22 protein-coding genes and 1 other RNA gene are annotated in these 23267 nt (G+C 70.1%); 12 read left to right on the top strand and 11 right to left on the bottom strand.

Annotation, left to right across the window (positions count from 1 at the left end):
• Positions 1-3: 3 nt before the first annotated feature.
• From P7L68_RS08425 to nudC, 6 genes are all read right to left on the bottom strand, one after another.
• Positions 4-1662 carry an ArnT family glycosyltransferase gene (locus P7L68_RS08425; RefSeq protein WP_372004142.1) on the bottom strand — a complete coding sequence of 553 codons (1659 nt, stop codon included), beginning with the start codon at positions 1660-1662 and terminating at the stop codon, positions 4-6.
• Positions 1659-2003, bottom strand: a complete 345-nt coding sequence (locus P7L68_RS08420) for a lipid-A-disaccharide synthase N-terminal domain-containing protein (RefSeq protein ID WP_372004140.1) — start codon at positions 2001-2003, stop codon at positions 1659-1661. The genes P7L68_RS08425 and P7L68_RS08420 overlap by 4 nt, the downstream gene beginning before the upstream one ends.
• The gene (locus P7L68_RS08415) at positions 2000-2929 is read right to left on the bottom strand and encodes a glycosyltransferase (protein WP_372004138.1); all 930 of its coding nucleotides are present in this window, start codon (positions 2927-2929) and stop codon (positions 2000-2002) included. Before P7L68_RS08415 ends, P7L68_RS08420 begins: the two co-directional genes overlap by 4 nt.
• A 105-nt stretch (positions 2930-3034) precedes the next feature.
• Positions 3035-4504: a sensor histidine kinase gene (locus P7L68_RS08410; protein WP_372004136.1), complete on the bottom strand. Its 1470-nt coding sequence runs from the start codon at positions 4502-4504 to the stop codon at positions 3035-3037.
• Positions 4491-5183, bottom strand: a complete 693-nt coding sequence (locus P7L68_RS08405; RefSeq protein WP_372004134.1) for a response regulator — start codon at positions 5181-5183, stop codon at positions 4491-4493. The genes P7L68_RS08410 and P7L68_RS08405 overlap by 14 nt, the downstream gene beginning before the upstream one ends.
• 50 nt (positions 5184-5233) lie before the next feature.
• Complete coding sequence (gene nudC, locus P7L68_RS08400; protein WP_372004132.1) at positions 5234-6199, bottom strand: NAD(+) diphosphatase; 966 nt, start codon at positions 6197-6199, stop codon at positions 5234-5236.
• Positions 6200-6378: 179 nt separating this feature from the next.
• Between nudC and ffs the strand changes: the two genes are divergently transcribed.
• The 7 genes from ffs to P7L68_RS08365 all read left to right on the top strand — a co-directional run bounded on the left by ffs (position 6379) and on the right by P7L68_RS08365 (position 12289).
• An RNA gene (ffs, locus tag P7L68_RS08395) (signal recognition particle sRNA small type) lies at positions 6379-6477 on the top strand.
• Positions 6478-6578: 101 nt separating this feature from the next.
• Entirely contained in the window at positions 6579-8711 is a 2133-nt protein-coding gene (locus P7L68_RS08390; RefSeq protein ID WP_372004130.1) for a DNA polymerase III subunit gamma/tau, read from the top strand.
• 98 nt (positions 8712-8809) lie between these two features.
• Positions 8810-9133, top strand: coding sequence for a YbaB/EbfC family nucleoid-associated protein (locus tag P7L68_RS08385; protein WP_014746202.1), 324 nt, complete (start codon positions 8810-8812; stop codon positions 9131-9133).
• Positions 9134-9149: 16 nt separating this feature from the next.
• A complete protein-coding gene (locus P7L68_RS08380; RefSeq protein ID WP_372004128.1) occupies positions 9150-9956 on the top strand; it encodes a helix-turn-helix domain-containing protein in 807 nt (268 codons plus the stop codon).
• A gap of 27 nt (positions 9957-9983) precedes the next feature.
• Positions 9984-10385: a VOC family protein gene (locus P7L68_RS08375; RefSeq protein ID WP_372004126.1), complete on the top strand. Its 402-nt coding sequence runs from the start codon at positions 9984-9986 to the stop codon at positions 10383-10385.
• Between the two features lie 80 nt (positions 10386-10465).
• Positions 10466-11605, top strand: a complete 1140-nt coding sequence (locus P7L68_RS08370) for an AAA family ATPase (protein WP_372004124.1) — start codon at positions 10466-10468, stop codon at positions 11603-11605.
• A gap of 180 nt (positions 11606-11785) precedes the next feature.
• A complete protein-coding gene (locus P7L68_RS08365) occupies positions 11786-12289 on the top strand; it encodes a Dps family protein (RefSeq protein ID WP_014746206.1) in 504 nt (167 codons plus the stop codon).
• Positions 12290-12296: 7 nt separating this feature from the next.
• Here P7L68_RS08365 and P7L68_RS08360 read toward each other — a convergent pair whose 3' ends face one another.
• The gene (locus P7L68_RS08360) at positions 12297-12830 is read right to left on the bottom strand and encodes a DUF4269 domain-containing protein (RefSeq protein ID WP_372004122.1); all 534 of its coding nucleotides are present in this window, start codon (positions 12828-12830) and stop codon (positions 12297-12299) included.
• 135 nt (positions 12831-12965) lie between these two features.
• On the opposite strand from P7L68_RS08360, the gene recR reads away from it, so the two are divergent.
• Both recR and P7L68_RS08350 read left to right on the top strand, forming a co-directional pair.
• Positions 12966-13565, top strand: coding sequence for a recombination mediator RecR (gene recR, locus P7L68_RS08355; RefSeq protein ID WP_372004120.1), 600 nt, complete (start codon positions 12966-12968; stop codon positions 13563-13565).
• Positions 13566-13581: 16 nt separating this feature from the next.
• A complete protein-coding gene (locus tag P7L68_RS08350; RefSeq protein WP_372004118.1) occupies positions 13582-14874 on the top strand; it encodes a glycosyltransferase in 1293 nt (430 codons plus the stop codon).
• An 18-nt stretch (positions 14875-14892) separates the two neighbouring features.
• Here P7L68_RS08350 and P7L68_RS08345 read toward each other — a convergent pair whose 3' ends face one another.
• From P7L68_RS08345 to P7L68_RS08335, 3 genes are all read right to left on the bottom strand, one after another.
• Positions 14893-16023, bottom strand: coding sequence for a hypothetical protein (locus P7L68_RS08345; protein WP_372004117.1), 1131 nt, complete (start codon positions 16021-16023; stop codon positions 14893-14895).
• A 362-nt stretch (positions 16024-16385) separates the two neighbouring features.
• The gene (locus tag P7L68_RS08340) at positions 16386-18029 is read right to left on the bottom strand and encodes a hypothetical protein (protein WP_372004115.1); all 1644 of its coding nucleotides are present in this window, start codon (positions 18027-18029) and stop codon (positions 16386-16388) included.
• Between the two features lie 125 nt (positions 18030-18154).
• Positions 18155-19312 carry a DNA recombination protein RmuC gene (locus P7L68_RS08335; protein ID WP_372004113.1) on the bottom strand — a complete coding sequence of 386 codons (1158 nt, stop codon included), beginning with the start codon at positions 19310-19312 and terminating at the stop codon, positions 18155-18157.
• A 189-nt stretch (positions 19313-19501) separates the two neighbouring features.
• Here P7L68_RS08335 and def point away from each other — a divergent pair, with 189 nt between their 5' ends.
• The 3 genes from def to truA are packed head-to-tail and all read left to right on the top strand — an operon-like array spanning position 19502 to position 21894.
• The gene (gene def, locus P7L68_RS08330) at positions 19502-20071 is read left to right on the top strand and encodes a peptide deformylase (RefSeq protein ID WP_372004111.1); all 570 of its coding nucleotides are present in this window, start codon (positions 19502-19504) and stop codon (positions 20069-20071) included.
• Positions 20072-20110: 39 nt separating this feature from the next.
• Complete coding sequence (gene fmt, locus P7L68_RS08325; protein ID WP_372004109.1) at positions 20111-21079, top strand: methionyl-tRNA formyltransferase; 969 nt, start codon at positions 20111-20113, stop codon at positions 21077-21079.
• Positions 21079-21894 (top strand): tRNA pseudouridine(38-40) synthase TruA, encoded by an 816-nt coding sequence (gene truA / locus P7L68_RS08320; protein ID WP_372004107.1) that lies wholly within the window; start codon positions 21079-21081, stop codon positions 21892-21894. The genes fmt and truA overlap by 1 nt, the downstream gene beginning before the upstream one ends.
• Here the strand turns inward: truA and P7L68_RS08315 are convergent.
• Entirely contained in the window at positions 21810-23264 is a 1455-nt protein-coding gene (locus tag P7L68_RS08315; protein ID WP_372004105.1) for a PepSY-associated TM helix domain-containing protein, read from the bottom strand. The two genes, truA and P7L68_RS08315, sit on opposite strands and share 85 nt — an antisense overlap.
• Positions 23265-23267: the final 3 nt, after the last annotated feature.

Below are 23267 nucleotides of genomic sequence, written 5' to 3'. Positions count from 1 at the left end.
CCGTCACTGCGGTCGGTCCGCCGCCCGCCAGACCGCCATCCGGCGGCCGCGGAAAGGCTGGACACAGGCGGGGGGCCAGTCGGGCACACCCCAGGCATCGATGCGTCCGGCGATGATGCCGCCGGGGTTGTCCGACGCCCAGCGGGTGATGTCGGCTCCGGCCGGGAATTCCGCCACCGGTGCCGTCAGCCGGCCCTGGAAATCGAGCAGGCCGTCATGGCTGCCGCCGACGAACACCACCGGCCCGCCATCCGCCGCCACCAGCCGGGCGACCTCGCGCCCCGCGGGCCGGATGTCGAAGGCCCGGAAGAGGCCGGACCCGCCATAGAGGTTCAGCATCACCAGCACCGCCACCCAGGCCAGCGCCGCGCGCTTGAAGGCCGCGGCCGGGTCGAGATCCGGCGAGGCATGGATCGCGGCCACCACCACCAGAAACCCCGCCACCAGCGCCACCACCAGCGGCCCCCAGGCGATGAACGTCCCGGACATGCCGGGCAGCCGCCCGACCAGCGGCGGCAGGGCGGCGACGATGCCCGCCACCGCCACCAGTGCCGCCGGCAGCAGCCAGATCCGGCGCAGCCGGCAGCTCAGCGGCGGCATCGGCGCACCGTCGGCCATGCGGGCCAGCAGCAGCGCCACCGGCCCCAGCGCCGGCAGCAGGTAGTGGATCTGTTTGGCGCTGACGAAGCTCATCACCAGAAAGGCACCACCGGCGACGACCAGACAGAAGCGGCTGCCCGCATCGGGCCGGCCGGAGAGGCTGTCGCGCAGCCGCAGCCAGAAGGCGGGCACCACCAGGAAGGGTAGCAGCATCGCGGGCAGGATGGCCGGATAGAACCACCAGGGCCGGGCATGGTCGAAGGCCTGCACCACCCGGCCGGCGGTCTGGCCCCAGAGCAGCATCCGGGCGAATTCGGGCCCGCCCGCCAGCGCCGCCGGCAGGGCCCAGCCCAGGATCATGGCGATGCCGATCGCCACGGCCCCCAGCCCTTTGAGGGCGAAGCGCGTCCACCCCCCGGGCGGCACCCGGCCCGCCCAGAGCGGGGCCGCGATCAGCGCCGGCAGCACGAACACCGCCGCCACCGGCCCCTTGGCCAGCAGGCCGATACCCAGCCCCAGGCCGGCCACCACCATATCCCGCGGCCGGCCGCGACGGGCCAGATCATGCAGGCCGATCAGCGCGATCGTCACCCCCAGCGCCACCGGTACGTCGAACATCACCATGGTGGCGAACAGCGTGACCGGCCCCATGCCCACCAGCAGCGGCAGGGCAAGCGACGCCACCCCGGGCCGGTCGGGCCACAGCCGGCGGCCAAGCGCGTGGGTCGCCCACAGCAGACCGGCGGTAAACCCCACCGGCACCAGGCGTGCGGCGGTTTCCGAAACGCCCGCCACCGCCCAGACCAGGCGGATCGCCCAGAACAGCAGCGGCGGCTTATGGGTATAGCCCTGGCCATCCAGATGCGGCACCAGCAGGTTGCCGGCGCGGGCCATGTCCCAGGCCACGCTCAGATAGCGGGTCTCGTCCACCGGCAGCGGCGGGCGGAACAGAATGGCGGTCACGCCCAGCACCAGCAGCATGGCCGCTGCAAGCACAAGATCGGCCGCAGCCGTGCGGGCCAGGCCCGGGCGGGCGGCATGTCCCGTCGTGGTGGTGGTCATCCGGCAGATACCGCGATATCGGCCGGCCGGCGCGACGCCGCCGCTTCTTTCCGGATCAGCGCCAGATTGCGCAGATAGACAAGCAGCCCCATGCCCTGGCCGGCGATGAACACCGGGTCGCCCCGCTTCACCGCATAAACGAACAGCAGCGCGCCGCCGCCCAGGCTGAAATACCAGAACAGCACCGGGATATAGCTGCGCCGGCGGCGTTCACTCGCCACCCACTGAACGACGAACCGGGCGGAAAACAGCGCCTGGCCGGCAAAGCCCAGGATCAGCCACAGGTCGAGCCGGTCATCCGAAGGGGTGATGGCATCAAGGATTGCGCCAAACAGGGTCATGCTGCGGCTTCTCCGCTGCTGATCGCCGCCCGGGATGCCGCCGGTCCGGCGGCCGCAGACGGCTTCTGAAGGGCAAATCCGGCCGGCCCGGCAGACAGGGCTGGCATGGCAGAGGGGGCTGGCATGGCAGAGGGGGCGGGCATGGCCAGCGCGCAGCCGATCGGGTCCAGCGGCCGCAGCCGGTGCTGCAGCCAGGCGACCCCGGCCAGATCCACGATGCCCTGCAGGGCGCGGGTCAGGGTGCGGTATTTCGATCGCCCACCCCGGCGGCGGCGATCCGTCACCTCCACCGACACCACCCGGCCGCCGGCGGCGGTCACCAGGCTCGGCATGAAGCGATGGGCATGGTCGAACAGCGGCAGCGCCAGCAGGTCGTCGCGGGCGATCACGCGCAGCCCGCAGCCGCTGTCGGGGGTGCCGTCCTGCAGCACCCGGCTGCGGATGCCGTTGGCGACCCGCGACACCAGCTTGCGCCAGGCGCCGTCGGCCCGGCCCCGGCGATGGCCGGCCACCATCACGCCGCGCGCGGGCCCGCCCGCCTCGATCATCCAGCGCCGGATCAGCCGGGCAAGATCGGCCGGGTCGTTCTGGCCGTCGGCATCCAGCGTGGCGATCACCCGCCCGCGCGCCGCCCGGAAGCCGGTGGTCATCGCCGCACTCTGGCCGCGACCGCGATCATGGGCGATCGCAACCAGCCGCGGATCGGCCAGGGCCGCCGCGGCCAGCAGGCGGTCGGATCCGTCGCTGCTGCCATCGTCGACGGCGATGATCTCGTAGCCGCCGGCCAGGATGTCCGGCATGGTGAACGCCCGATGGATCTCGGCGATCAGGGGCAGGATCGCGGCCGCCTCGTCGCGGACCGGCATCACCACGCTGATCAGCGGATCGGCAGAAACCGGATCACGGGTGGAAAGCGTGGAGAGCATGGCAGGGCCTCGCTCGCTATGGGTTCGGATCGATGCCGGCACGGCATCCTGGTCCGCATGACCCTAGGCCCGCGGCCTTACCCGTCGCTTACGCCGGCCCCCGCCTCATCCCCGCACCGGCGGCGGAAAGCGCAGGCGGAAGCGCGCCCCGCCTTCGGGCGCATCCTCGACGGTGATCCCCGCCCCATGGGCATCGGCGATCCGCTGCACGATCGCAAGCCCCAGACCGGCGCCGTCGCCACGCCGGCGGTCGGCCCGCCAGAACCGCTCGAAGATCCGGGCCCGGCGATCGGGCGGAATGCCGGGGCCGTTATCGTCCACCAGCAACTCCGGCCCCTCGGCACCGCCGGCCGGCGCCGGCACCAGCCGGACGGCCACGGTGCCGCCTTCAGGACTGTGGGCCAGGGCGTTTTCCACCAGATTGCGCAGCAGGCGGGCCAGCGGTTCGGCCCGCCCCTGCACCGGTACCGGCCGCTCGGCGCCGTCCAGCGCCAGGCTGCGGCCATGCTGCACGGCAAGTGGCGCCAGTTCGGCCAGCACGTCACGCGCCACCGCGGCCAGATCGGCCCGATCCGCCGGCGTCACCGCCAGTGTGTCGACCTCGGCCAGCCGCAACAGCTGGTCGGCAAGCCGCGACAGCCGGTCGAAATCCGGTGTGACCCGCGCGGCCTGATCCGGCGGCAGGGTCGCCTCGATCCGCGCCCTCAGCGCGGCGATCGGGGTGCGCAGCTCATGCGCCGCATCGGCCACGAACACCCGCTGGTTCTCCAGCGCCCCGTCCAGCCGGTCGAGCGCACCATCGATGGCGGCGACCAGCGGTACCACCTCCCGCGGCAGGTTGCCGCCCTCCGGCCCGCGGCCCAGGCGCACGCCGCTGGTTGCGGGTCCGATCCGGGCTGCGCTGGCGGAAAGCCGCCGCAACGGCGCCAGACCCGCGCGGATCGTCCACAACGTCACCCCGATCAGCATGGTGAAGGATCCGATCACCCACCAGGCGGCCGTCTCCAGGAATTCCTCGATCAGGCTGTCGGCCAGCACATCCGGATGGTCATCTCCCTGGCCCACCTGCAGGATCAGCGGCCGGCCGTCGACCTGCACCCGGAAGCCGGTGCCGGTGACCGGGCGCCCGGCGGCCTCGCCGCGGAAGGGGTGTCCCAGATCACCCAGCCCGTGCGGGTCGGCATCGGCGGCGGTGCGGCTGCCTGCGGCCGGCAGCAGCTCGCTCAGCGGTCCGCGGACCCCGGCTGAGCCCAGCAGGAAACCTCCGGCCTCGTCGAGCAGCGCGAAGGCCTCGTTCCCCGCCGGATCGGCATAAAGCGCCGCGATCGCGGCCGGCGGATCGAAGACCGGGTCTCCTCCCGCGCCGATGGTCAGATGGCGCAGCACCTGGCGGGCCTGGGTCTGAAGCGACTGGTCGTCCAGATCACCCCGGACATCCTGCAGTTCCAGCACCAGCGCCGTCAGCATGGCCGCCAGAACCAACAGGGCCGCCAGCACCGCGCGAACCGCAACCCTCCGGCTCAGCGACCAGCCGCGATCATGCCGCCCCCGATCATACGCTTCAGGCCCCGCCATCGACGCCCTCGCCGCCGTCCAGCAGATAGCCCAGACCACGCAGCGTATGGATGCGCACGGCCGAGCCGGCGCCCTCCAGCCGCTTGCGCAGCCGGTGGACCAGCACCTCCAGCGTGTTGGCGCTTGCGGCATCGTCGAAGCCATAGACCGCGGCTTCGGCCGAATCCTTCGGCACCACCCGGCCCTGCCGGCGCAGCAGCACCTCCAGCAGCGCGGTCTCGCGCCGGCCCAGCGGCACCAGCCGCCCGCCGACCCTGGTTTCGCGCCCGACCGTGTCGAAGGTAAGGTCGCCGCAGGTGATCGTCAGGCCCAGCGCCCCGCCCGGCCTGCGCATCAGCGCCCGAACCCGTGCCACCAGTTCGGGCATGGCGAAGGGCTTGGGCAGATAGTCGTCCGCCCCGCCATCCAGCCCCGCCACACGGTCTCTGATGCCGTCGCGGGCGGTCAGGATCAGCACCGGCACGGTCAGCCCCCGCCCCCGCCAGCGGCGGACCAGCTCCAGCCCGTCGACATCCGGCAGGCCCAGATCCAGCACCACCACATCGAAGCCGGCGACGGCGAGGGCCGCCTCGGCCCCCTCGCCGTCCTCGACCCGGTCGACCGCGAATCCGGCCGAGGTCAGGCCCATCACCACGCCTTCCGACAGGCGATCGTCATCCTCGACCAGCAGCACCCGCATGGCGGTTCCCGTCGCCTCCCCGTTCCCGCCTCCTTCCGCCCCCTGCGCCGTCAGCCTTCGGCCAGCCATTCATCGATCAGCCGGCGGGCGATCGAGATCCGGTTGGGCAGGCTGACCGGCGACAGTTCCGGATCCTTCAACTCGTCGCGCTGCACCCAGATCGCGTCTTCCAGCTCGTGGCGATCGACATCCAGCGGCCCGCCTTCCAGGATTTCGGCCCGGAAGCCGACCATCAGCGAGGCGGGGAAGGGCCAGGGCTGACTGTGGCGATAGGTCACCTTGCCGATCTTGAGGCCGACCTCCTCGGCGATTTCCCGGCGGACGCATTCCTCAAGGCTCTCGCCCGGCTCCACGAACCCCGCCAGCGTGGAATACATGCCGGCCGGAAAGCGCGGCTGGCGGCCCAGCACGCACCAGTCGTCCTTGTGCGCCAGCATGATCACCGCCGGGTCGGTGCGCGGGAAATGGTCGGCACCGCAGCCGGTGCAGCGGCGGACATGTCCCCCCTGCTCCGACCGGGTGGGTGCGCCGCAGACGCCGCAGAACCGGTGGCGGCTGTGCCAATAGGCCATCGCCCTGCCATAGGCGACCAGGGATGCCTGCTGCGGGTCCAGCGTCGCGGCCGCCTGGCGCAGATCGATCGGGATCGCGGCGGCCGCCTCCATGGCGGGATCGTCCATGGGCAGGCGGCCGATCAGCCCGGGCAGATCCTCGACGCGGGTGACGTCCACGGCAAAGACCGGCCGGCCGTCCATATCGCCCAGAAAGACCGGCGGATCCTCCAGCAGGTCGCCGGCGGCATCGATCAGCCGGCCAAGTTCCGCCAGCAGCGCCATGGTCATACCGCCGGCCGTGGGGGCCACGATCGTCTGATCGCGCCAGATCAGCACGCTGCGCGCTTCCGGGGCGGCGGCGCGGGCGGCGATCCAGTCCGGATCCCGGCGGTGGCGTCCGGCGCGATCGATGCGCAGGCCGGCGAGCACATTGGGGCGGTCGGGATCATGCGGGTCGTACATCGGGGTCGTCCTCGGACTTTGGCGGAACTTCGCGGCTCTTCACGGCAATGGCGGGAACGATAGCACCATCGCCCGGGGCTGTCCCGCCGCCGGCACGCCGCCGCATCCGCCGGCCCGCCTCCCGCGGAGGCTGCACAGCGGGCTTGCAAACCGGGGGCCTCATCCCCATAGTGACCCGCGGAAGGCTGGCGCGGACGGAGAGCCTCGCCAACCCGGTCAGGGCCGGAAGGCAGCAGCCGTAACGAGTTGCGATCCGGGTCGCTGTCCAGCCTTCCACCTCATTTGCCAGCCTTCCACCTCACTTGTCCTCGCCTGCCTGCCTCGATCCCTCTTCCGGGCCGCGCCGCCCTCTTCCCAGAGATCCCGACCGGAACCCGGCATGACCGCATCCGACATCGCCGCAGAGCCAGCCCCGACCGCAGATGCGGCCGGCGGCGCCACGGCGACGGGATCAGCCGCAACGGGGACGCCCGTCGAATACCGCGTTCTCGCCCGCAAATACCGCCCCCGCACCTTCGCTGAGCTGATCGGCCAGGATGCGCTGGTCCGCACGCTGACCAATGCGATCGAGACCGGCCGCCTGGCCCATGCCTTCCTGCTGACCGGCGTGCGCGGCGTGGGCAAGACCTCGACCGCCCGTATCATCGCCCGGGCGCTGAACTGCACCGGCCCCGACGGCACCGGCGGGCCGACACCCGCGCCCTGCGGGGTGTGCGAGAACTGCCGCATGATCGTCGAGGACCGCCATGTCGACGTGCTGGAGATGGACGCGGCCAGCCGCACCGGCGTCAACGACATCCGCGAGATCATCGAGGGCGTGCGCTATCGCCCGGTCGGTGCGCGGTTCAAGATCTACATCATCGACGAGGTCCACATGCTCTCGACCAGCGCGTTCAACGCGCTGCTCAAGACGCTTGAGGAACCGCCGGCGCATGTGAAGTTCATCTTCGCCACCACCGAACTGCGCAAGGTGCCGGTGACGGTGCTGTCGCGCTGCCAGCGCTTCGATCTGAAACGGGTCGAGCCCGAGGTGCTCTCCGCCCATTTCTCCCGCATTGCCGGGATCGAGGGGGCAGAGATCGACGATGCGGCCATGGCGCTGATCGCGCGGGCCGCCGACGGGTCGGTGCGCGACGGCCTCTCTTTGCTCGACCAGGCCATCGCCCATGGCGCCGGCCGCGTCACCGAACATCAGGTCCGCGACATGCTGGGCCTCGCGGACCGTGCGATCGTGGTCGACCTCTTGGACCGGACATTGTCGGGCGATGTCGCCGCTGCGCTCGCGATCATGGATGATCAGGCCCGTGCCGGTGCCGATCCGGCGGTGATCGTGGAAGACATGCTGGCGCTGGTGCACCTGATGACCCGCGTCAAGCTGGCCGGTGCCGAGGGCAAGGGCCCGGTGTTGACCGCGGCCGAGCGCGATGCCGCCCATCGCATCGCCCAGCGCCTTGGCATGGCCCATCTGGGCCGCGCCTGGCAGATGCTGCTCAAGGGTCTGGGAGAGGTGCGCCTCGCCCCCGTGCCCCAGGCTGCGGCCGAGATGGTGGTGATCCGTCTGGCCCATGCCGCCGACCTGCCCGACCCGGCCGAGCTTGCCCGGATGCTGAAGGATGCCGGGACGGGCGGCCCTGCGGGTGGTGGCTCCGGAGGGCCCCCGCCCCGCCCTAGCCCGGCCGCCGGGGCGTCTCAAGCGCCGACCCCGGCGGCGCCAAACCGGCGCCCCCTCGAACCGCCCCGCGCGGCCCCTTCTCCACGTCCGATCGAGGCCCCGCGCCCCGTCGAGATATCACGTCAGATCGAGACATCACGTCCGGTCGAGGCCCCGAAGCCTGCACCCGCGGCCCCCAAACCCGTGCCGGCCCCAAAATCCGGGCCGACAACCAGATCCGAGCCGACAACCAGGCCCGAACCGGCCGCCGAACCCGAGCAGCTGCTGCCCGACGAGATCCGCACCAGGCTCGATCGCTGGCGCGAGATCATCGACCTGCTGCGCCGGCATCGGGAGATCCGGATCGTGCCGGAACTGCGCGCCGCGGCCCATGTCGCCGAAATTACGGTTACGGCTGCCGAACGCCGGCTGGTGCTGGCCTTCGAGCCGGGGACCGATGGCGGGCTCGCCACGAAGCTTCAGGATCTGCTGAGCCGGATCGACGACGCCCCCTGGCAGGTGCTGGCGGCCGGCGCCCTCAACGATCCGGCGCTGGCCGCCGCCGCACGGGCGACGCCGACGCTGGTGCAGTACGACGAGATGCGCAACCGGCGCATGCTGGCGCTGGCCCGCCGCCATCCGATGGTCGAGGCCGTGTTCGCGGCCTTCCCCGGGGCGACGCTCGAAGCCGTCACCCCGATCTTCGCCGCCGGCACTGCTGCCGAACAAGGCGGCGGCCAGACCGAGATCGAGCGGCTGGATGCCGAGATGTTCGACGGCATCTTCGACGAAGAGGCCTATGGTGCCGGCGACGAGGATGCCGCCGGGGCCGATTACGATGCGCGGTTTGCGGATTTCTGACCGCGCATCGCCCGCCGGGGCGGTGCAGGGCTGGCGCCGGCCGCCCCCCGCCTTTATATAGCAGCCAACATCCGATCCCGACCCGAGGAGCCCTTGTGATGCGCAACATCGGCCAGTTGATGAAGCAGGCCCAGAAGATGCAGTCGAAGATGGCCGAGATGCAGGAGCAGCTCGCCAAGGTCGAGATCTCCGGCCAGTCGGGCGGCGGCATGGTCACTGCGGTGATGACCGGCAAGTCCGAGCTGCGCAGCCTGAAGATCGACCCCAAGCTGGTCGATCCGGAAGAGGTCGAGATGCTGGAAGACCTGATCGTCGCGGCGGTGAACGACGCGAAGAAGAAGGTCGAGACCTATGTCAACGACGAGATGCAGAAGATGACCGGCGGGCTGAACATCCCCGGCATGGGCAACCTGCCCTTCTGATCCCGTCGGCAGTCCCATGACCGATACCGGCGGGGCCGCCTATGTCGAGACCCCGCCGCCCCCGGCCCTTGGCGGGCTGGTTCGGGCGGTGTGGTCGTCGCGGGCCGCCGCCGGGCCCGCGGCCCCGTTCCTGGTTCTGCCTGATGGCTGCATGGATCTGATCCTGGCCTGGGGTGGCGGTGCCGATCCCGAACTCATCCTGGCCGGCACCGATCCCGTCGCCCGGATGGTGGACCACCGGCCCGGCCGGCAGCGCCTGGGCCTGCGCTTCCGCCCCGGCTGTCTCGGCGCCCTGATCGACTGTACCCCCCGCGATCTTCTCGGCCAGTCGCCCGATGCGGCCCCATTGCTGCCGCAGCCCCTGCGCGACGCCGCCCGGCGCCTGCTCGACCGGCCCCGGGATGCCCGGTCCCGCCAGGCACTCGCCGCAGCACTCGCGGGCCTGGCCGAAACCCGCCGCCGCCATCTGCCCGACCCGGCGCTTGCGGCCGCACTGGCGGCTCTTGACGCGCCGGCACTGGTCGGCAAGACCGCAGCCGCCCATGGCTTCGGGCAGCGCCGCTTCGACCGCGCCATCCGCCGCGCCACCGGCCTCTCCCCCCGCCACCTCGCCCGGATCTTCCGGCTGCAGCGGCTGCTCGCCACCGTAGTAGCCGATCCGGCTATTTCTCTCGCCGAATTAGCCGTTTCGGCTAATTTCGCCGACCAGCCGCACATGACCCGCGAGACCCGTGCCCTCACCGGCCTCTCCACCGGCCGGCTGCTGGCGGAGCTGGGTGTCCGAAAGCTTCAAGACGCCGACCCCGTCCGGGGGGCAGACTGATCCGGTATCCAACCCCGGAGAGAGACCATGACCCCCGCCACGCTCGGCTATGTCATCCGCCACGTCCCCGACGTCGCCCGCAGCGCCCGCTTCTACGAAGCCGTCTTCGGCCTCACGGCCCGGCTGATCCATGAAAGCGGCAGCTATATCGAACTCGACACCGGCACCACCACCCTCGCCTTCGCAACCCCCGGGCTGATCCGCGAGTTGGGCGTCGACCCCGGCACCGCGGGCCAGACCCCGCCCTTCGGCACCGAACTGGCCTTCGTGGTCCCCGATGCCGAGGTCGAGGCCACCGTCGCCCGCGCCGTCTCGTCCGGCGCCACACTCGCCGTCGCCCCCGTCCGCCAGCCCTGGGGCCAGCTGGTCGCCTTCCTCCACGACCCCGACGGCCTGCTGATCGAGGTCTGCGGCCCGGTGGGCGGGTGAACCATCTGCGCGAACAGGCATGACAAAGACGTACTGAAACCTGTATTCTGATGGGCTGCCCGTTTTCTGGAGCCTGTGTCATGCCTGCCGCGGCGAATGCGTCATTGATCGACCTCATGCCTGCGCCCGCCGCCGCGCCGGACTGGATCGCGCTTGAGTCCGAACTGCCGTGGCTGAACGACCTCGCCGGTTGCCCGCACGACCCCGTACACCATGCCGAGGGCGATGTTCTGGTTCATACCCGTATGGTGGTGGAGGCGCTGACCGCATCCGAGGCCTGGATGCGGCTGCCGGAAGCGGATCGTCTCTGCGTCTTCGCTGCCGCTCTGCTCCACGATGTCGCCAAGCCTGCGACCACGCGCATCACTGCCGACGGCCGCGTGTCGCAGCCGGGCCACTCCCGCAAGGGCGCCATCATGGCGCGGGCAATCCTCTGGCGGATGGGCATACCTTTTGCACTCCGCGAGCGGATCTGCACCCTGATCCTGCACCACCAGATCCCGCTTTTCCTGATCGAGAAGGATCCGATCGAAGCGCGGCGGCGGGCGATCGAGATCAGCCTTGGCGCCCCCAATCATCTGCTGGCGATGCTGGCCGAAGCCGATGCCCGGGGCCGGATCTGCGACAATCCGCAACGCCTGCTCGACAATATCGAGCTGTTCCGCGACCTCTGTGCGGAAGCAGACTGTTTCGACACCGCCTTCAACTTCCCGGACGATCACAGCCGGATGCGCTTCTTTGAAACCCGGCGTACTGATCCTGCCCATCCTCAGCACGACGATACCCGCCTCACCGTCACGATGCTTGCAGGCCTGCCCGGCGCGGGCAAGACCAGCTGGCTGAAGACAGCGCAACCTGAACTTCCGGTTGTGGGATTGGACGAGATCCGCACCAGCTTCGGCGTAGGGCATGGTGAGATCGAGGGCCGGGTCCTTCAGGAGGCCAAGGCGCGGGCCAAGGCCCATCTGCGGGCCGGCACCGACTTTGCCTGGAGCGGCACCAATCTCGGCCGCGAATCGCGCAGCCAGTGGATCGGCATGTTCCGCGCCTATGGCGCCCGGGTCCGCATCGTCTATGTCGAGACCGACGAACCCGGCCTGCGCCACGGCAACCGCAAGCGGGCAGCCCGGGTACCTGATGCCGTGATCGACCGGATGATCGGCCGGTGGGAGGTGCCGGACCAGACGGAAGCTCATGAGGTCGCGGTCGTGCTGCGCTGACCGGTGGCAGATGCATATACCGCCGGCCCCGTGTCATGACATTCATGCCGCCCAGCCATTCATCCTCCGGGCTTGTACGGCAGCCGTGGCCGCCCGACATGTCAGGGGCGGGACAGGCCGGAACCGGCCCATGTCCCGGCGGATTTCCCCTCCAGACCCGGAACACGGAGCCCGAGCATCATGCCGAAGAAAACGCCCGCCGCCGACCTCGCCACCCCGTCCGATCTCGGCGGCAAGAATGCCCGCGGAGTGGCCGAGGTGCTGAACGCCATTCTGGCCGACAGCTTCGCGCTCTACCTCAAGACCAAGAATTTCCACTGGCACGTGTCGGGCCCGCATTTCCGGGACTATCACCTGCTGCTCGACGAGCAGGCGACCCAGATCCTGGGCACCACCGACCAGATCGCCGAGCGGGTCCGCAAGATCGGCCACACCACGCTGCGCTCGATCGGCCACATCTCGAAACTGCAGTCGATCAAGGACAACGACGCCGAGTTCGTGTCGGCCCGCGACATGCTGACGGAGCTGCGCGAGGACAATCTGGCCCTGGTGAAGCAGCTGCGCGAGGCCAAGGAGATCGTCGACGAGGCGAAGGACAACGCCACCTCCGGCATCCTGGACGAGTGGACCGATCTTGCCGAGCAGCGCGCCTGGTTCCTGTTCGAGGCCGCGCGCGAGGGCTGAGCCCGGCTCAGACGCTGACCTTCGCCCGCCGGAGCAGGCGGCGGAGCCCGTCATCGTCCAGATCCGCCACCGCCAGCATCGCCGCATAAGGGTCGCCGTCCAGACCGAGCACCGCCGCGAAGGCGGGCTCGGTCTTGAGGCCCCGGTCGCGCGCAGCGATCACCTGCCGTCGCAGGCCCGGCCCGCCGAGGGCGAGCAGCCGGCGCTCGACCTCGAAATGGCGCCAGCCCGGCTGCTCCGCCACCGGCAGCGGGCTGCCGAAGATTTCGACCGGCCAGCCGGCCGAGACGAAGCGCACCACCACCGGCCGGCCGTCGCCACACCAGCGATGCATCGAAAAGCCGGGCAGGTAGCGGAAATCGGCCCAGGCCACCGCCGCCAGCGCCTCGGGATCGGGGGCATGGCACAGCAGGTCGATATCGCTCTCCGGCCGGTCGAGACCGAGCGGCGGCGTGCCGGCCGGATGCGGATCGAAACCCGCAAGCCGCCCGGGATAACCGATCCGGCGCAGGGCTTCCTGGTAGGGCACGCGTGGGGTCATGCCCCTGATCCTGCAACCCTTCACTGCCGCCGTCCAGCATCGCCGCACTGCCCCAGGCCTAGGAAGCGACGGGCGACTGACCTATAGTCGGCATCCGTCTGCCCGCACCAAGCCCATTCCGGACCACGAGACCCCATGGCCGCACCCGAGATCGAGAAGCTCGTGACCCTGCTCGCCCGCCTGCCGGGTCTGGGCCCGCGCTCGGCCAGGCGCGCGGCACTGACCCTGTTGAGACGGCGCGAGGCGCTGATGATGCCGCTGGCGGACGCACTGGCCAAGGCGGCGGCCGAGGTCAAAAGCTGCACGATCTGCGGCAATCTGGACGCCCGCGACCCTTGCGGGGTCTGCGCGGACGAGCGGCGCGACCCCGCCCAGCTCTGCGTGGTGGAACAGGTGGCGGATCTCTGGGCGATGGAGCGGGCCGGCGCCTTCCGGGGCCGCTATCACGTGCTGGGCGGCACGCTCTCGGCCCTCGACGGCATCGGCCCCGACGAGCTGGGCATCCCGAAACTGGCGGCGCGGGTGGCGGAAGGCGGCATCACCGAAGTGGTGATGGCCCTGCCCGCCACCGTCGACGGCCAGACCACCGCCCATTACATCGCCGACCGCCTGACAGAGGCGGCACCCGAGGCCAATATCACCCGCCTCGCCCATGGCATGCCGGTGGGCGGCGCGCTCGACTATATGGATGACGGTACCATTCAGGCCGCGCTCAAGGCGCGGCGGCCGGTCTGAGGGAACGCCCCCGCCGATGGCCCGCCTGCTGCTGCTCACCGCCGGTACCGAGGGGGATGTCCGCCCCTTCGTCAATCTGGCGGCGCGGCTGGTGGCACGCGGTCACGAGGTGGGGCTGGCCGCCCCCGCAGGCGATGCGGGAATGGTCGCCGAAAGCGGCGCCCGGCATCTGAAACTCGCCATCGATTTCCGCGACATGGCCCGGCAGGGGCAAGCCCATGCCGCCGGCCTGCCCGGGCTGATCGACCGGCTGGCCCGGGCCGGCACGCTGACCCGCGTCGCCGACGCGCTGTTCGAGACCACCGCCCGCGGACGCAGCTTCCGGCCCGATGCGATCATCGCCCATCCGAAATACACCGGTGCCGCCGATCTGGCCCAGGCACTGCACGTGCCCTGGGCGCAGGTGGCGCTGCTGCCCTGCATCGCCCCCACGGCCGTGGTGCCGAATGCCGCCCTGTTCGCCCGCGATATGGGCCCCTGGGCGAACCGGGCGAGCTATTGCCTCACCCCCCTGCTCGCCCGACCGCTGGCCGGCCGCACCGATCGCTGGCGCGCGGAAATCCTGGGTCTGCCACCACGTCGCAAGGCGCCGCCCCCTGCGGCGCGGCTGGTGCTCAACGCCTTTTCAACCGCCCTGTTGCCACGCATCGACGACTGGGGGCCCGAGGTCGCAACCACCGGCTTCTGGCGCGCTGAAGACGACGAGACGGCCGATACCGGCCTGCCGATCGAGGCGGCGGCCTTCGCCACCCGCGCAACCGCCCGCAGGCGACCGCTGATCCATATCGGGTTCGGCAGCATGAGCGGGGTGGACGGCAACGGCGTCGCACGTTCGCTGGCCCGCGCGATCGAGCGCGCCGATGTGGCGGCGCTGGTCACCACCGGCTGGGGCGGCATCGACGGCCGGGCGCTGGACCGCCTGGCCGGCGACCGGGTGCTGGTGCTGGACCGCATGCCCCATGCCCGGGTCTTCCCGCATGTCGATCTGGTGGTTCATCACGGCGGGGTGGGCACGCTGGCGACCGGGCTGATGGCCGGCCGCGCCGCGGTGATCTGCCCCTGGGGCGCCGACCAGCCCTTCTGGGCCGCCCGGGCCGTGGCGGGCGGCTATGGCCTGCGGGGCCCGGGGCTGCGCCAGCTGGCGGCGGGCGGCCTCGGCACCGGCGACCGGCTGGGCCGCACGATCCGCCGCGCGCTCCGCCACGGCCCGCTGACCGACACCGCCCGCCGGATCGGCCGCAGGCTGCGCGCCGAAGACGGCGCGCATGCGGCCATGCTGGCGATCGAGGACATGTTGCGCGGCGGGTGATCGTGAACGCGTCGCCCGTCAGGCGGCGACGCAGCCGCAGGCGGCGCTGCGGATGCGGACCAGAGAGCCCGCGCGGCCGGTGGCGGCCGTGCCTGCGATGATCTCTTCCGCACGCGGCCCGAAGATATGCTGGCCGCGATCGCCCAGAATCGTGGTCGCCGGGCAGACGATGTCCAGATGATACTGGGTGTGCGGCGTCAGCCCCAGGCCGATATGAATGGTGCCGGTCCGACCACCATAGAGTTCGTTGATCGCGGTGTTGGCATCGTAGAGTTCCAGCGTGCAGTTCACCGCGAAGCCGAACTCCCACATGATCCGGTAGCGGCTGTCGACATCGAACATCCGCTCCAGCATATCCACCGCCGGCGCCGCTTCGGGCGTCAGGGCTTCGAGCCGGACGATATGGCCGCGTTCGATGGTGGCGAGCATCGGCCCGCGCTGCATGGCCGCCAACCGGCTGTGGATCCGCGCCTGATCGGCCGGATGATAGCTGGGCGCGCCGTTGTGCAGGATCGGATAGCCCTCGATCACCATCTGCCCGTCGATGCCGAGCGAGAGATCGGCGCTGTAGTCGTAGACATCCAGCGGCAGAGCGCTGACTTCACCCGACGGCGCCAGCTGCTGCTCTCCCCAGCCGAGGAAACCGGCCTGTTCGTTCCAGACATACTTGTCGGACATGTGGTCGAAGCGGGCACGGGTGCCGTAGCGCGGATCGACGATCTCCATGAACGCCGACTGCTCGGCCGTCGCGAAGAACTGATCGACCAGCTCCTGCTGGGCGGCCGGGTCCGTCGCCTCGATCATCCGGATGCCATGGGCCAGCTTGTCCATGTCGGTCGGCGTCGAATTGCAGGCCAGCGCCAGAAGCTTGCGCCGGGCGCCGATCGTACCGGCCGGCGGCGACTTGTAATAGACGTCGGGAGAAATGACCAGGATATGCGCCGTCTCGGGCATCTGGTCCAGAATCTCGGAGAAGGACTGCCCCTTCTCGTAGAACAGCGTCATGTCACCGGCATAGCCGCCGCCCCCCCGCCCCAGCCGGACCTCGAAGCGATCGGCTGCCGACCGGTTGGTGACGAAAACGAAGGTGGCGCCCTCCGGGTCGCCGAACTGCCGCATTGCGGTCGGGTCGATGATGATCCGGTCCATTGCCACCTCTTGCCTGATCACATGACACGCAAGTTTTCATCAAGTGGCGTGGTGCGACACGCTGCGTGCGCGCACCACGCCACCCCGCATCCGTCAATCAACGGATGAGAAGGCCGCTGGATCAGCCCAGCAGGCTGCCGAGATAGTCGGCGTTCTTCTTACGGTTCTGCATGATACGTCTCCCTTGGTTGAGAGACCGGAGGACCCCATCCATCCGGTCGACTTCATGGTTTCATGGGAGACGGACCCATTCAACTCATAAAAGAATCATAATTATCATGTGCAACCGTAATGGGAATGTCATCGATCGGCCCAGCCTCACTAGACGATCGTCACGCCGTTGGTCCCGACCGTATTGTTGGTCAGATCACAAGGAGGCCGTCCGATGCCGAAGATTCGACGAGGTTGCCTTCGATGAGGCAGTGCTTACTCGACACAGTGATCCCCTGAGGCGCACCCGACCTGCGAACGACGTTGCCGGTGATCAGGCAATGATCGGCCCGCACCTGGATGCCCTCGGTCACGGCATCACTGATCAGGTTGTTCGAAACCTGCACCCCGGCGCCGTGGATCAGCATGGCCGGACCCTGTCTGTAGGTGGTGGCGCTGGCGAGATCGCAGGTCCACTGGCAGTTGGTGATCGCGCCGTTGACCGCCTCGCCTTCCGGGGACACGCCCTCGGGCACGGCTTCCACGAGCGTTTCATAGCCTCGGTAGCCGGTGACGCCGGTGATGCGCATATCGCCCATCGGGCCGTGATAGAAGCGGCCGCAATCGTCAACATAGCAGTCGGCGATCAGCCCGCCCTTCAGGGCGCTGGACAGCCCTGCAACCATGATGCAGGTCGACGAACGGTCGAAAAGCCCGCCACCATTTACCCTTTGAACCGTCTGAGCAGTTGCGCCCCAGCTGGTGGGGCTGATTGCCTCACACTCTGCGACGGTCGCCGGCTCATGATACAGGCCTGGTGCCGCACGGTCATAGAGACCCCCGTCCGCCCCGACAACGTAGAGCATATTATCACGAAGACCGGTTGGGGCAGTTCCGGCCCGGTAGACGACGATGTCCCCCACCTCGAACGCACCGAGCCCCGTGTTCTGGGCCGTCACCGACGACCTCAGCACCACGTCGACCTGCTGCCGGGGACCGCCACATCCGTGGAAACGGTTGGCGATGAAATTGAACCCGCGGATCGTGACATCGGTGGTCGTCGAATTCGCCGCGCGATGAATCACGATCCCGTAGCGGCACGAACTGAAATGCGTCCGGGTCACAAGAAAGTTGCGGCCGAAGCCGACAATGCCCATGCGCATATTGTAGAAGCGACAGAAGGCGAACTCGCTGTCCAGATCTGCCCGACCAGTGGTGTTGTAGAGCAGGAAACCGATGGTCCGCGCCCCATAGCCGTTCACCGAGGTCGTGATGTCGCCAGGCAGAGACGCATTGCCATCGATCCAGCCTTCGAAACTGATGCCCGTGACCCAGATGCGCGTGGATGACGCGCGGGTGAACATGACCTTGAGATTCTCCCCCGCCTTGATCAGCGGCCGGTCCCAACCCTCGCCTTCCCCCTTCAGCTGCGTGGTTGTCGGGATGTGAACGGTCCGGTCCAGCGTGATCGTCCCGCTGAAGACGACGACACCACCGAATCCCGCGGCATTGATCGCCCGCTCGATCTGCGCCGCCGTTTGTGAGACCGTCACCGTCGTGGCGCCATTCGCCCTGACATTGCCGATGCCGTACCAGGCCGTCCGCACCGGCCCCTGATCGATCCGGCGCCAGACCCCGATCCGCGTGTTGGTGTCGGACCGGACGCAGTCGAGGACCATGCCCTCGTCGATCCTGTCGGCATACGGGCCGGTCGGAACTTCAAGACGGAAGGTACCGCCGCCATCATCGTCGTAGATGTGGTAGCCGGCGACGATCGCCGTGTCGCCCGGGCTCGGCAGGGCCCCCACAGGCGGCTGCTGCATCGCGGCGACGGTCTGATAGGTGAAGATGGCCATGGGCCTCTTGGTCCTGGGATGGAAGGCGCCCCGTCGGCACCTTCGGCATCGCCCCGCATGGCAAGCGGCGTCCGCCTTCCCGATTCGTCTTCTGTTGCAGCATGTTGCAACAGACCGGCGCGCCCTCAGCCGGCCTCGTCCTCCGTGCCCCGGTCGCCCAGCTGCAGGGCGTCGATGCGCTCCGCCCGGCGGGCGGCCCGGTCGGCCGACAGACGGACGCCGCGCAGATCCTCTGCCGCCTGTTCGAAATGGCGGACCAGCTTCGCCGCCCGGTCGTCGAGCCGGGCGAGATCGTCGAGCAGGGCGGTGACCTGGGCACGGATCTCGGCCGCCTGCTCGCGCACCCGCACATCCTTGAGCACCGCCCGGATGGTGGTCAGCGTCGCCATCAGCGTGGTGGGAGAAACGATCCAGACCCGGGCGCGGAAGGCCTTTTCCACCACGTCCTGAAAATTGCCGTGCAGCTCGGCATAGACGGCTTCCGAGGGCAGGAACATCACCGCGCCGTCCGCCGTTTCGCCGGGGATCAGATAGCGGTCCGAAATCGCCTTCACATGGGCCATGACCGCCGTGCGGAAGGCGCGCGCCGCCTCGGTCCGCCGGGCATCGCTATCGGCCTGGCGGAGCAGATGGAAGCTTTCCAGCGGAAATTTGGCGTCGACGACGATCGGCCCCGGCGGATGCGGCAGATGGATCAGGCAGTCGGCACGGCGGCCGTTGGACAGGGTGGCCTGCATCGCATAGGCGCCGGGCGGCAGCATCTGGCCGACCAGATCGGCAAGCTGGACCTCGCCGAAGGCGCCGCGGGCCTGTTTGTTGGCCAGGATGTCCTGCAACCCGACCACCTTCTGTCCCAGATCGGCGATGTTGCGCTGGGCCTGATCGATCACCGCCAGCCGGGCGCGCAGATCCGCCGCCGCCTGGGCGGCACGGGTGCCTTCCAGATCGAAGCGATGCTCCAGCCGGGCCGAAAGCGTGGTCAGGCGGGCATCTACCGTTTCGGCGATCATCCGCTCCTGGGTCTGAAGCCGGGCATCCACCTGCGCCTGCTGGGCGGCAAGGGCCGCCACCACCTGTTCCATCCGCCCCGCCTGCTGGGCCTGGGCACGGGCCAGATCCCCTGCCAGCCGTTCCAGGATCTCCGCCTGGTCGAGAGCGGCATCCTCGGCTGCACGCGCCCGGCGGGCGGCCGCCGCCGCAACCCAGCCGCCGGCGACCAGCACCACCAGCAGCAGGGCCGCAATAGCGAGCGGAACGGGATCGAGGCTGGCGAAATCAGGCATCGGCGGGTCGTCTCCCGGGTGAAACAGGGCCCGGACGGGTCGCCGGGGGCGGGGATCATGCGCCGGCACGGCCACCGGCACAAGCGATGCGCCGTCTCCCGTGCAGGGCTGGCAGGCGCCGGGCGATCTTGACCCCGCGATGTCGCCGTAATACCTAACCCTTGAACAGAATTGGAGTCGTGACCTCTCATGGCCATCATGCCCATCCTCACCGCGCCCGATCCGCGCCTGACCAAGACCGCGACCCCGGTCGCGCGCGTCGACGACGACGTGCGCCGGCTGATGGACGACATGCTCGAAACCATGTATGCCGCCGAGGGGATCGGGCTCGCGGCGCCGCAGGTGGGCGTGCTGCAGCGGGTGATCGTGATCGATGTCTGCTGGGGCCGCGAGGGCAAGGAGCCGACGCCGCTCTTCATGGCCAACCCCGAGATCGTCTGGGTCTCGGACGAGGACAAGACCTATGAAGAGGGCTGCCTGTCGCTGCCCAGCCATTATGCCGATGTGGTCCGGCCGGCCGCCGTGCGGGTGCGCTATCTGGACCGCGACGGCACTGTGCAGGAAATCGAGGATGACGGCCTGCTGGCGGTCTGCGTCCAGCACGAGATCGACCATCTGGACGGGGTGCTGTTCGTCGACCATCTGTCGTCGATCAAGCGCAATATGATCCTGCGCAAGCTGCTGAAGGCCCGCCGCCTGGGCAACGACAAGCCCGAGAAGACCAAGCCCGAAAAGACGCCGGCCGCCGCCGCCGTCTGAGAACACCACCTCTCTCACCGAACCGGATCTGCGCGCCCGATGAGCACCGACACCCCCGCCCGCGCCCCGCATCGGGCGCGCGTCGTCTTCATGGGCACGCCCGATTTCGCCGTCCCCTCGCTCGACGCACTGGTTACCGCCGGGCATGACGTGATCTGCGTCTATACCCAGCCGGCCCGGCCGGCCGGGCGCGGCCAGAAGCTGCAGCCCACCCCCGTGGCAGCCCGGGCGGAGGCGCTGGGCATTCCGGTGCGCACGCCGGCAACGCTGCGCGATCCGGCCGACCGGGCCGCTTTCGCCGATCTTGGCGCCGATGTCGCGGTGGTCGCCGCCTATGGGCTGATCCTGCCACGGCCGGTGCTGGATGCGCCGGCCCATGGCTGCATCAACGTCCATGCCTCTCTGCTGCCGCGCTGGCGCGGTGCCGCGCCCATTCACCGCGCGCTGCTGGAAGGCGATGCGGAAACCGGCGTCACCATCATGCAGATGGAAGCCGGGCTCGATACCGGGCCGATGCTCGCCACCTGCCGGGTGCCGATCGGCCCGCGGATGACGGCGCAGGAGCTGCACGACCGGCTGGCGGCCGATGGCGCGGCCCTTCTGGCCCGCACCCTGCCGGGGGTTCTGGACGGCAGCATCACCGCCGAACCGCAGCCGGAAGACGGCGTGACCTATGCGAAAAAGCTGGAAAAGGCCGAAGGCCGGATCGACTGGACGGCCGATGCCGCACGGATCGACCGGCTGGTGCGCGCCTTCACCCCCTGGCCCGGCGCCTTTTTCGAACTGGAGGGGGAGAGCCTGCGGCTGATCGAGGCCATCCCCTCGGATCTCCCGGTGCCGGCCGGCACCCTGCCCGGCACATTGCTTGCCGACGCCCGGTCGGTCGCCTGCGGCGACGGCCGGGCGCTCCGGCTGATCCGCGCCCAGCGCGCCGGCCGCAAGCCGATGACCCTGGATGATCTGGCCCGCGGTTTCCCGGCGCTCGCCGCCGGTGCCCGGCTCGGCTGATGCAGCGCTGGAAGTTCACCGTCGAGTATGACGGCACGGGCTATGTCGGCTGGCAGCGCCAGGATGGCCTGCCTTCGGTTCAGCAGGTGCTGGAAGAGGCGATCGAAGCCTATACAGGCAGCCCCTGCACGCTCCGCGCGGCGGGGCGCACCGATGCCGGCGTCCATGCCTCGGCCCAGGTGGTGCATGTGGATCTGCCCCGCGCCGACAGCCCCTTCACCACCATGTCGGCAATCAACCACTTCCTGAAGCCGGAAGCGGTGGCGGTGGTGGATGCCGAAGCGGTGCCGGACAGTTTCGATGCCCGTTTCACCGCCATCGGCCGCGGCTACACCTACCGGATCCTGAACCGCCGGGCACAGCCGGCGCTGGACCGCAACCGGCTGTGGCACGTGCCCTGGCCGCTGGATCTGGAGGCGATGACCGCCGCCGCCGCCCGGCTGCTGGGTCATCACGATTTCTCCAGCTTCCGATCGACCGACTGCCAGGCGAAATCGCCGATGCGCACGCTCGACGAGCTGACCATCCGGCGCGAAGGCGACGAGGTGCTGATCCGCACCCGGGCCCAGGCCTTCCTGCACAACCAGGTGCGGATCATGGTCGGCACGCTGGCCATGGTCGGCCGCGGCCGCTGGACGCCCGACGACGTCACCCGGGCGCTGGAAGCCCGAAACCGCGCCGCTGCCGGCCAGACCGCCCCGCCCCAGGGGCTGTGCCTGGATCTGGTCGCCTATCCGCCGCCGGAGCTTTGGGCGGAAATGGCCGCGCGCCGCCGGCTGCGACCGGCATCGGGAGACGAGGATGGCGGCGACTGAACCGCCGCGCGCCGGAAGGTCAGCCTGAGCCAGAGCGGCAGCGGCGCCGCCACTGCCGCCAGGATCAGCACCAGGATGACCGTCTCTCCCGGAGCCAGCCCGACCGAGGCCATCTCGCCCGGCAGCAGCTTCGGCCGGGCGGCCACCACGCCATAGACCCAGCTGCCATGGGCGGCGGCGGCAAGCAGCCCCAGACAGGGCAGGATGGTGGCGACGGCGCCGATCCGCGCCCGGGGATCGGCAGACTGCCCGGTCGGCCGGCGGTCCAGCCGTAGCCAGGCCCCGATCAGCCCGGCCAGGATGCCGGCGCTGGTGAGCAGCCCCGCCACCAGCCACAGGATGCGGGTCGCCAGGCCGCCGAAGGTGCCGAAATGCAGCGGATCGGCAGTGTTCACCCAGCGCTGAAGCAGGGTCAGCCCCGCCGCATCGCGGATCTGGAGCACGGCGCCGGTCGTGGGATCCAGGGCGACGCCTTCGGTACCGTCGCGCAGCAGCACGCCATCCCCACGGCCCGCCAGCACCAGCGGATGGCCCGGCCGGTGGGGCGGTATGATCGTGGTCACCACCAGCGCCGGAAAGGCGTCGCCGGCGCGCGACACGGCAAGGTCCAGATCGACCAGAGGGCCGCCCCCGATCGGCGCGGGAGTGGGCGGGGCGGGCCCCTCGGTAAAGCCTGTGCCGGCGGTATCGGCCGCCGTCTCGACCAGATACCAGAGCCCGGTCAGACAGATCAGGAGGCCGATCAGCATCGACCACACGCCGGCAAAGCGATGGAGATCCGACCAGAACAGCCGGGCGCTCCGCCCCGTGCGCAGGGTCACAGCCGCCTGCCACCAGCGACGGGTGGTGATCAGGCCCGTGATCAGCGCTACCAGCAGCGGCAGGGCCAGCGCCCCCACGATCAGCGCCCCGTGCACCCCGGTCACGCCGGGCACGACATAGAGCTGCTTGTGGAAGACCCTGAGCCAGAGATGCAGGTCCAGCCCGGCCTTCTGGGGGCCGGGCTCCCCCGTCCAGGGATCGACCGGCACCCGGCGGAGATCGCCTTCCCGCCCCGCCACCAGCGCCCAGGCCGGCCGGCGCAGATCGTCCGGATCCATGGCGAGCCCCAGGATGCTCAGATCCGGATGGGCGGCGGCGACCCGGTCGTACAGCCCCTGCCACGAAATCCGCGGCGTGCCGGCCGCCGGGGCCACGACCCGTTTCGCCGGATCGCCCAGCCAGGCGAGTTCATGGCCGAAGACCGCCATCGTGCCCGAGAGGCAGATCACATAGAGCAGATAGCCGAGGACCAGCCCGATCCAGGCATGGATCCGGAACAGGCCCTTGCGGCTGAAGAGGCCGGTGCGGGGGCGGTCGATCGGCGGCACCGG

Origin of the sequence: Tistrella mobilis, from assembly GCF_041468085.1 — a bacterium.
Lineage (GTDB): Bacteria > Pseudomonadota > Alphaproteobacteria > Tistrellales > Tistrellaceae > Tistrella > Tistrella mobilis_A.
This window is presented reverse-complemented; position numbering and strand designations above follow the sequence as displayed.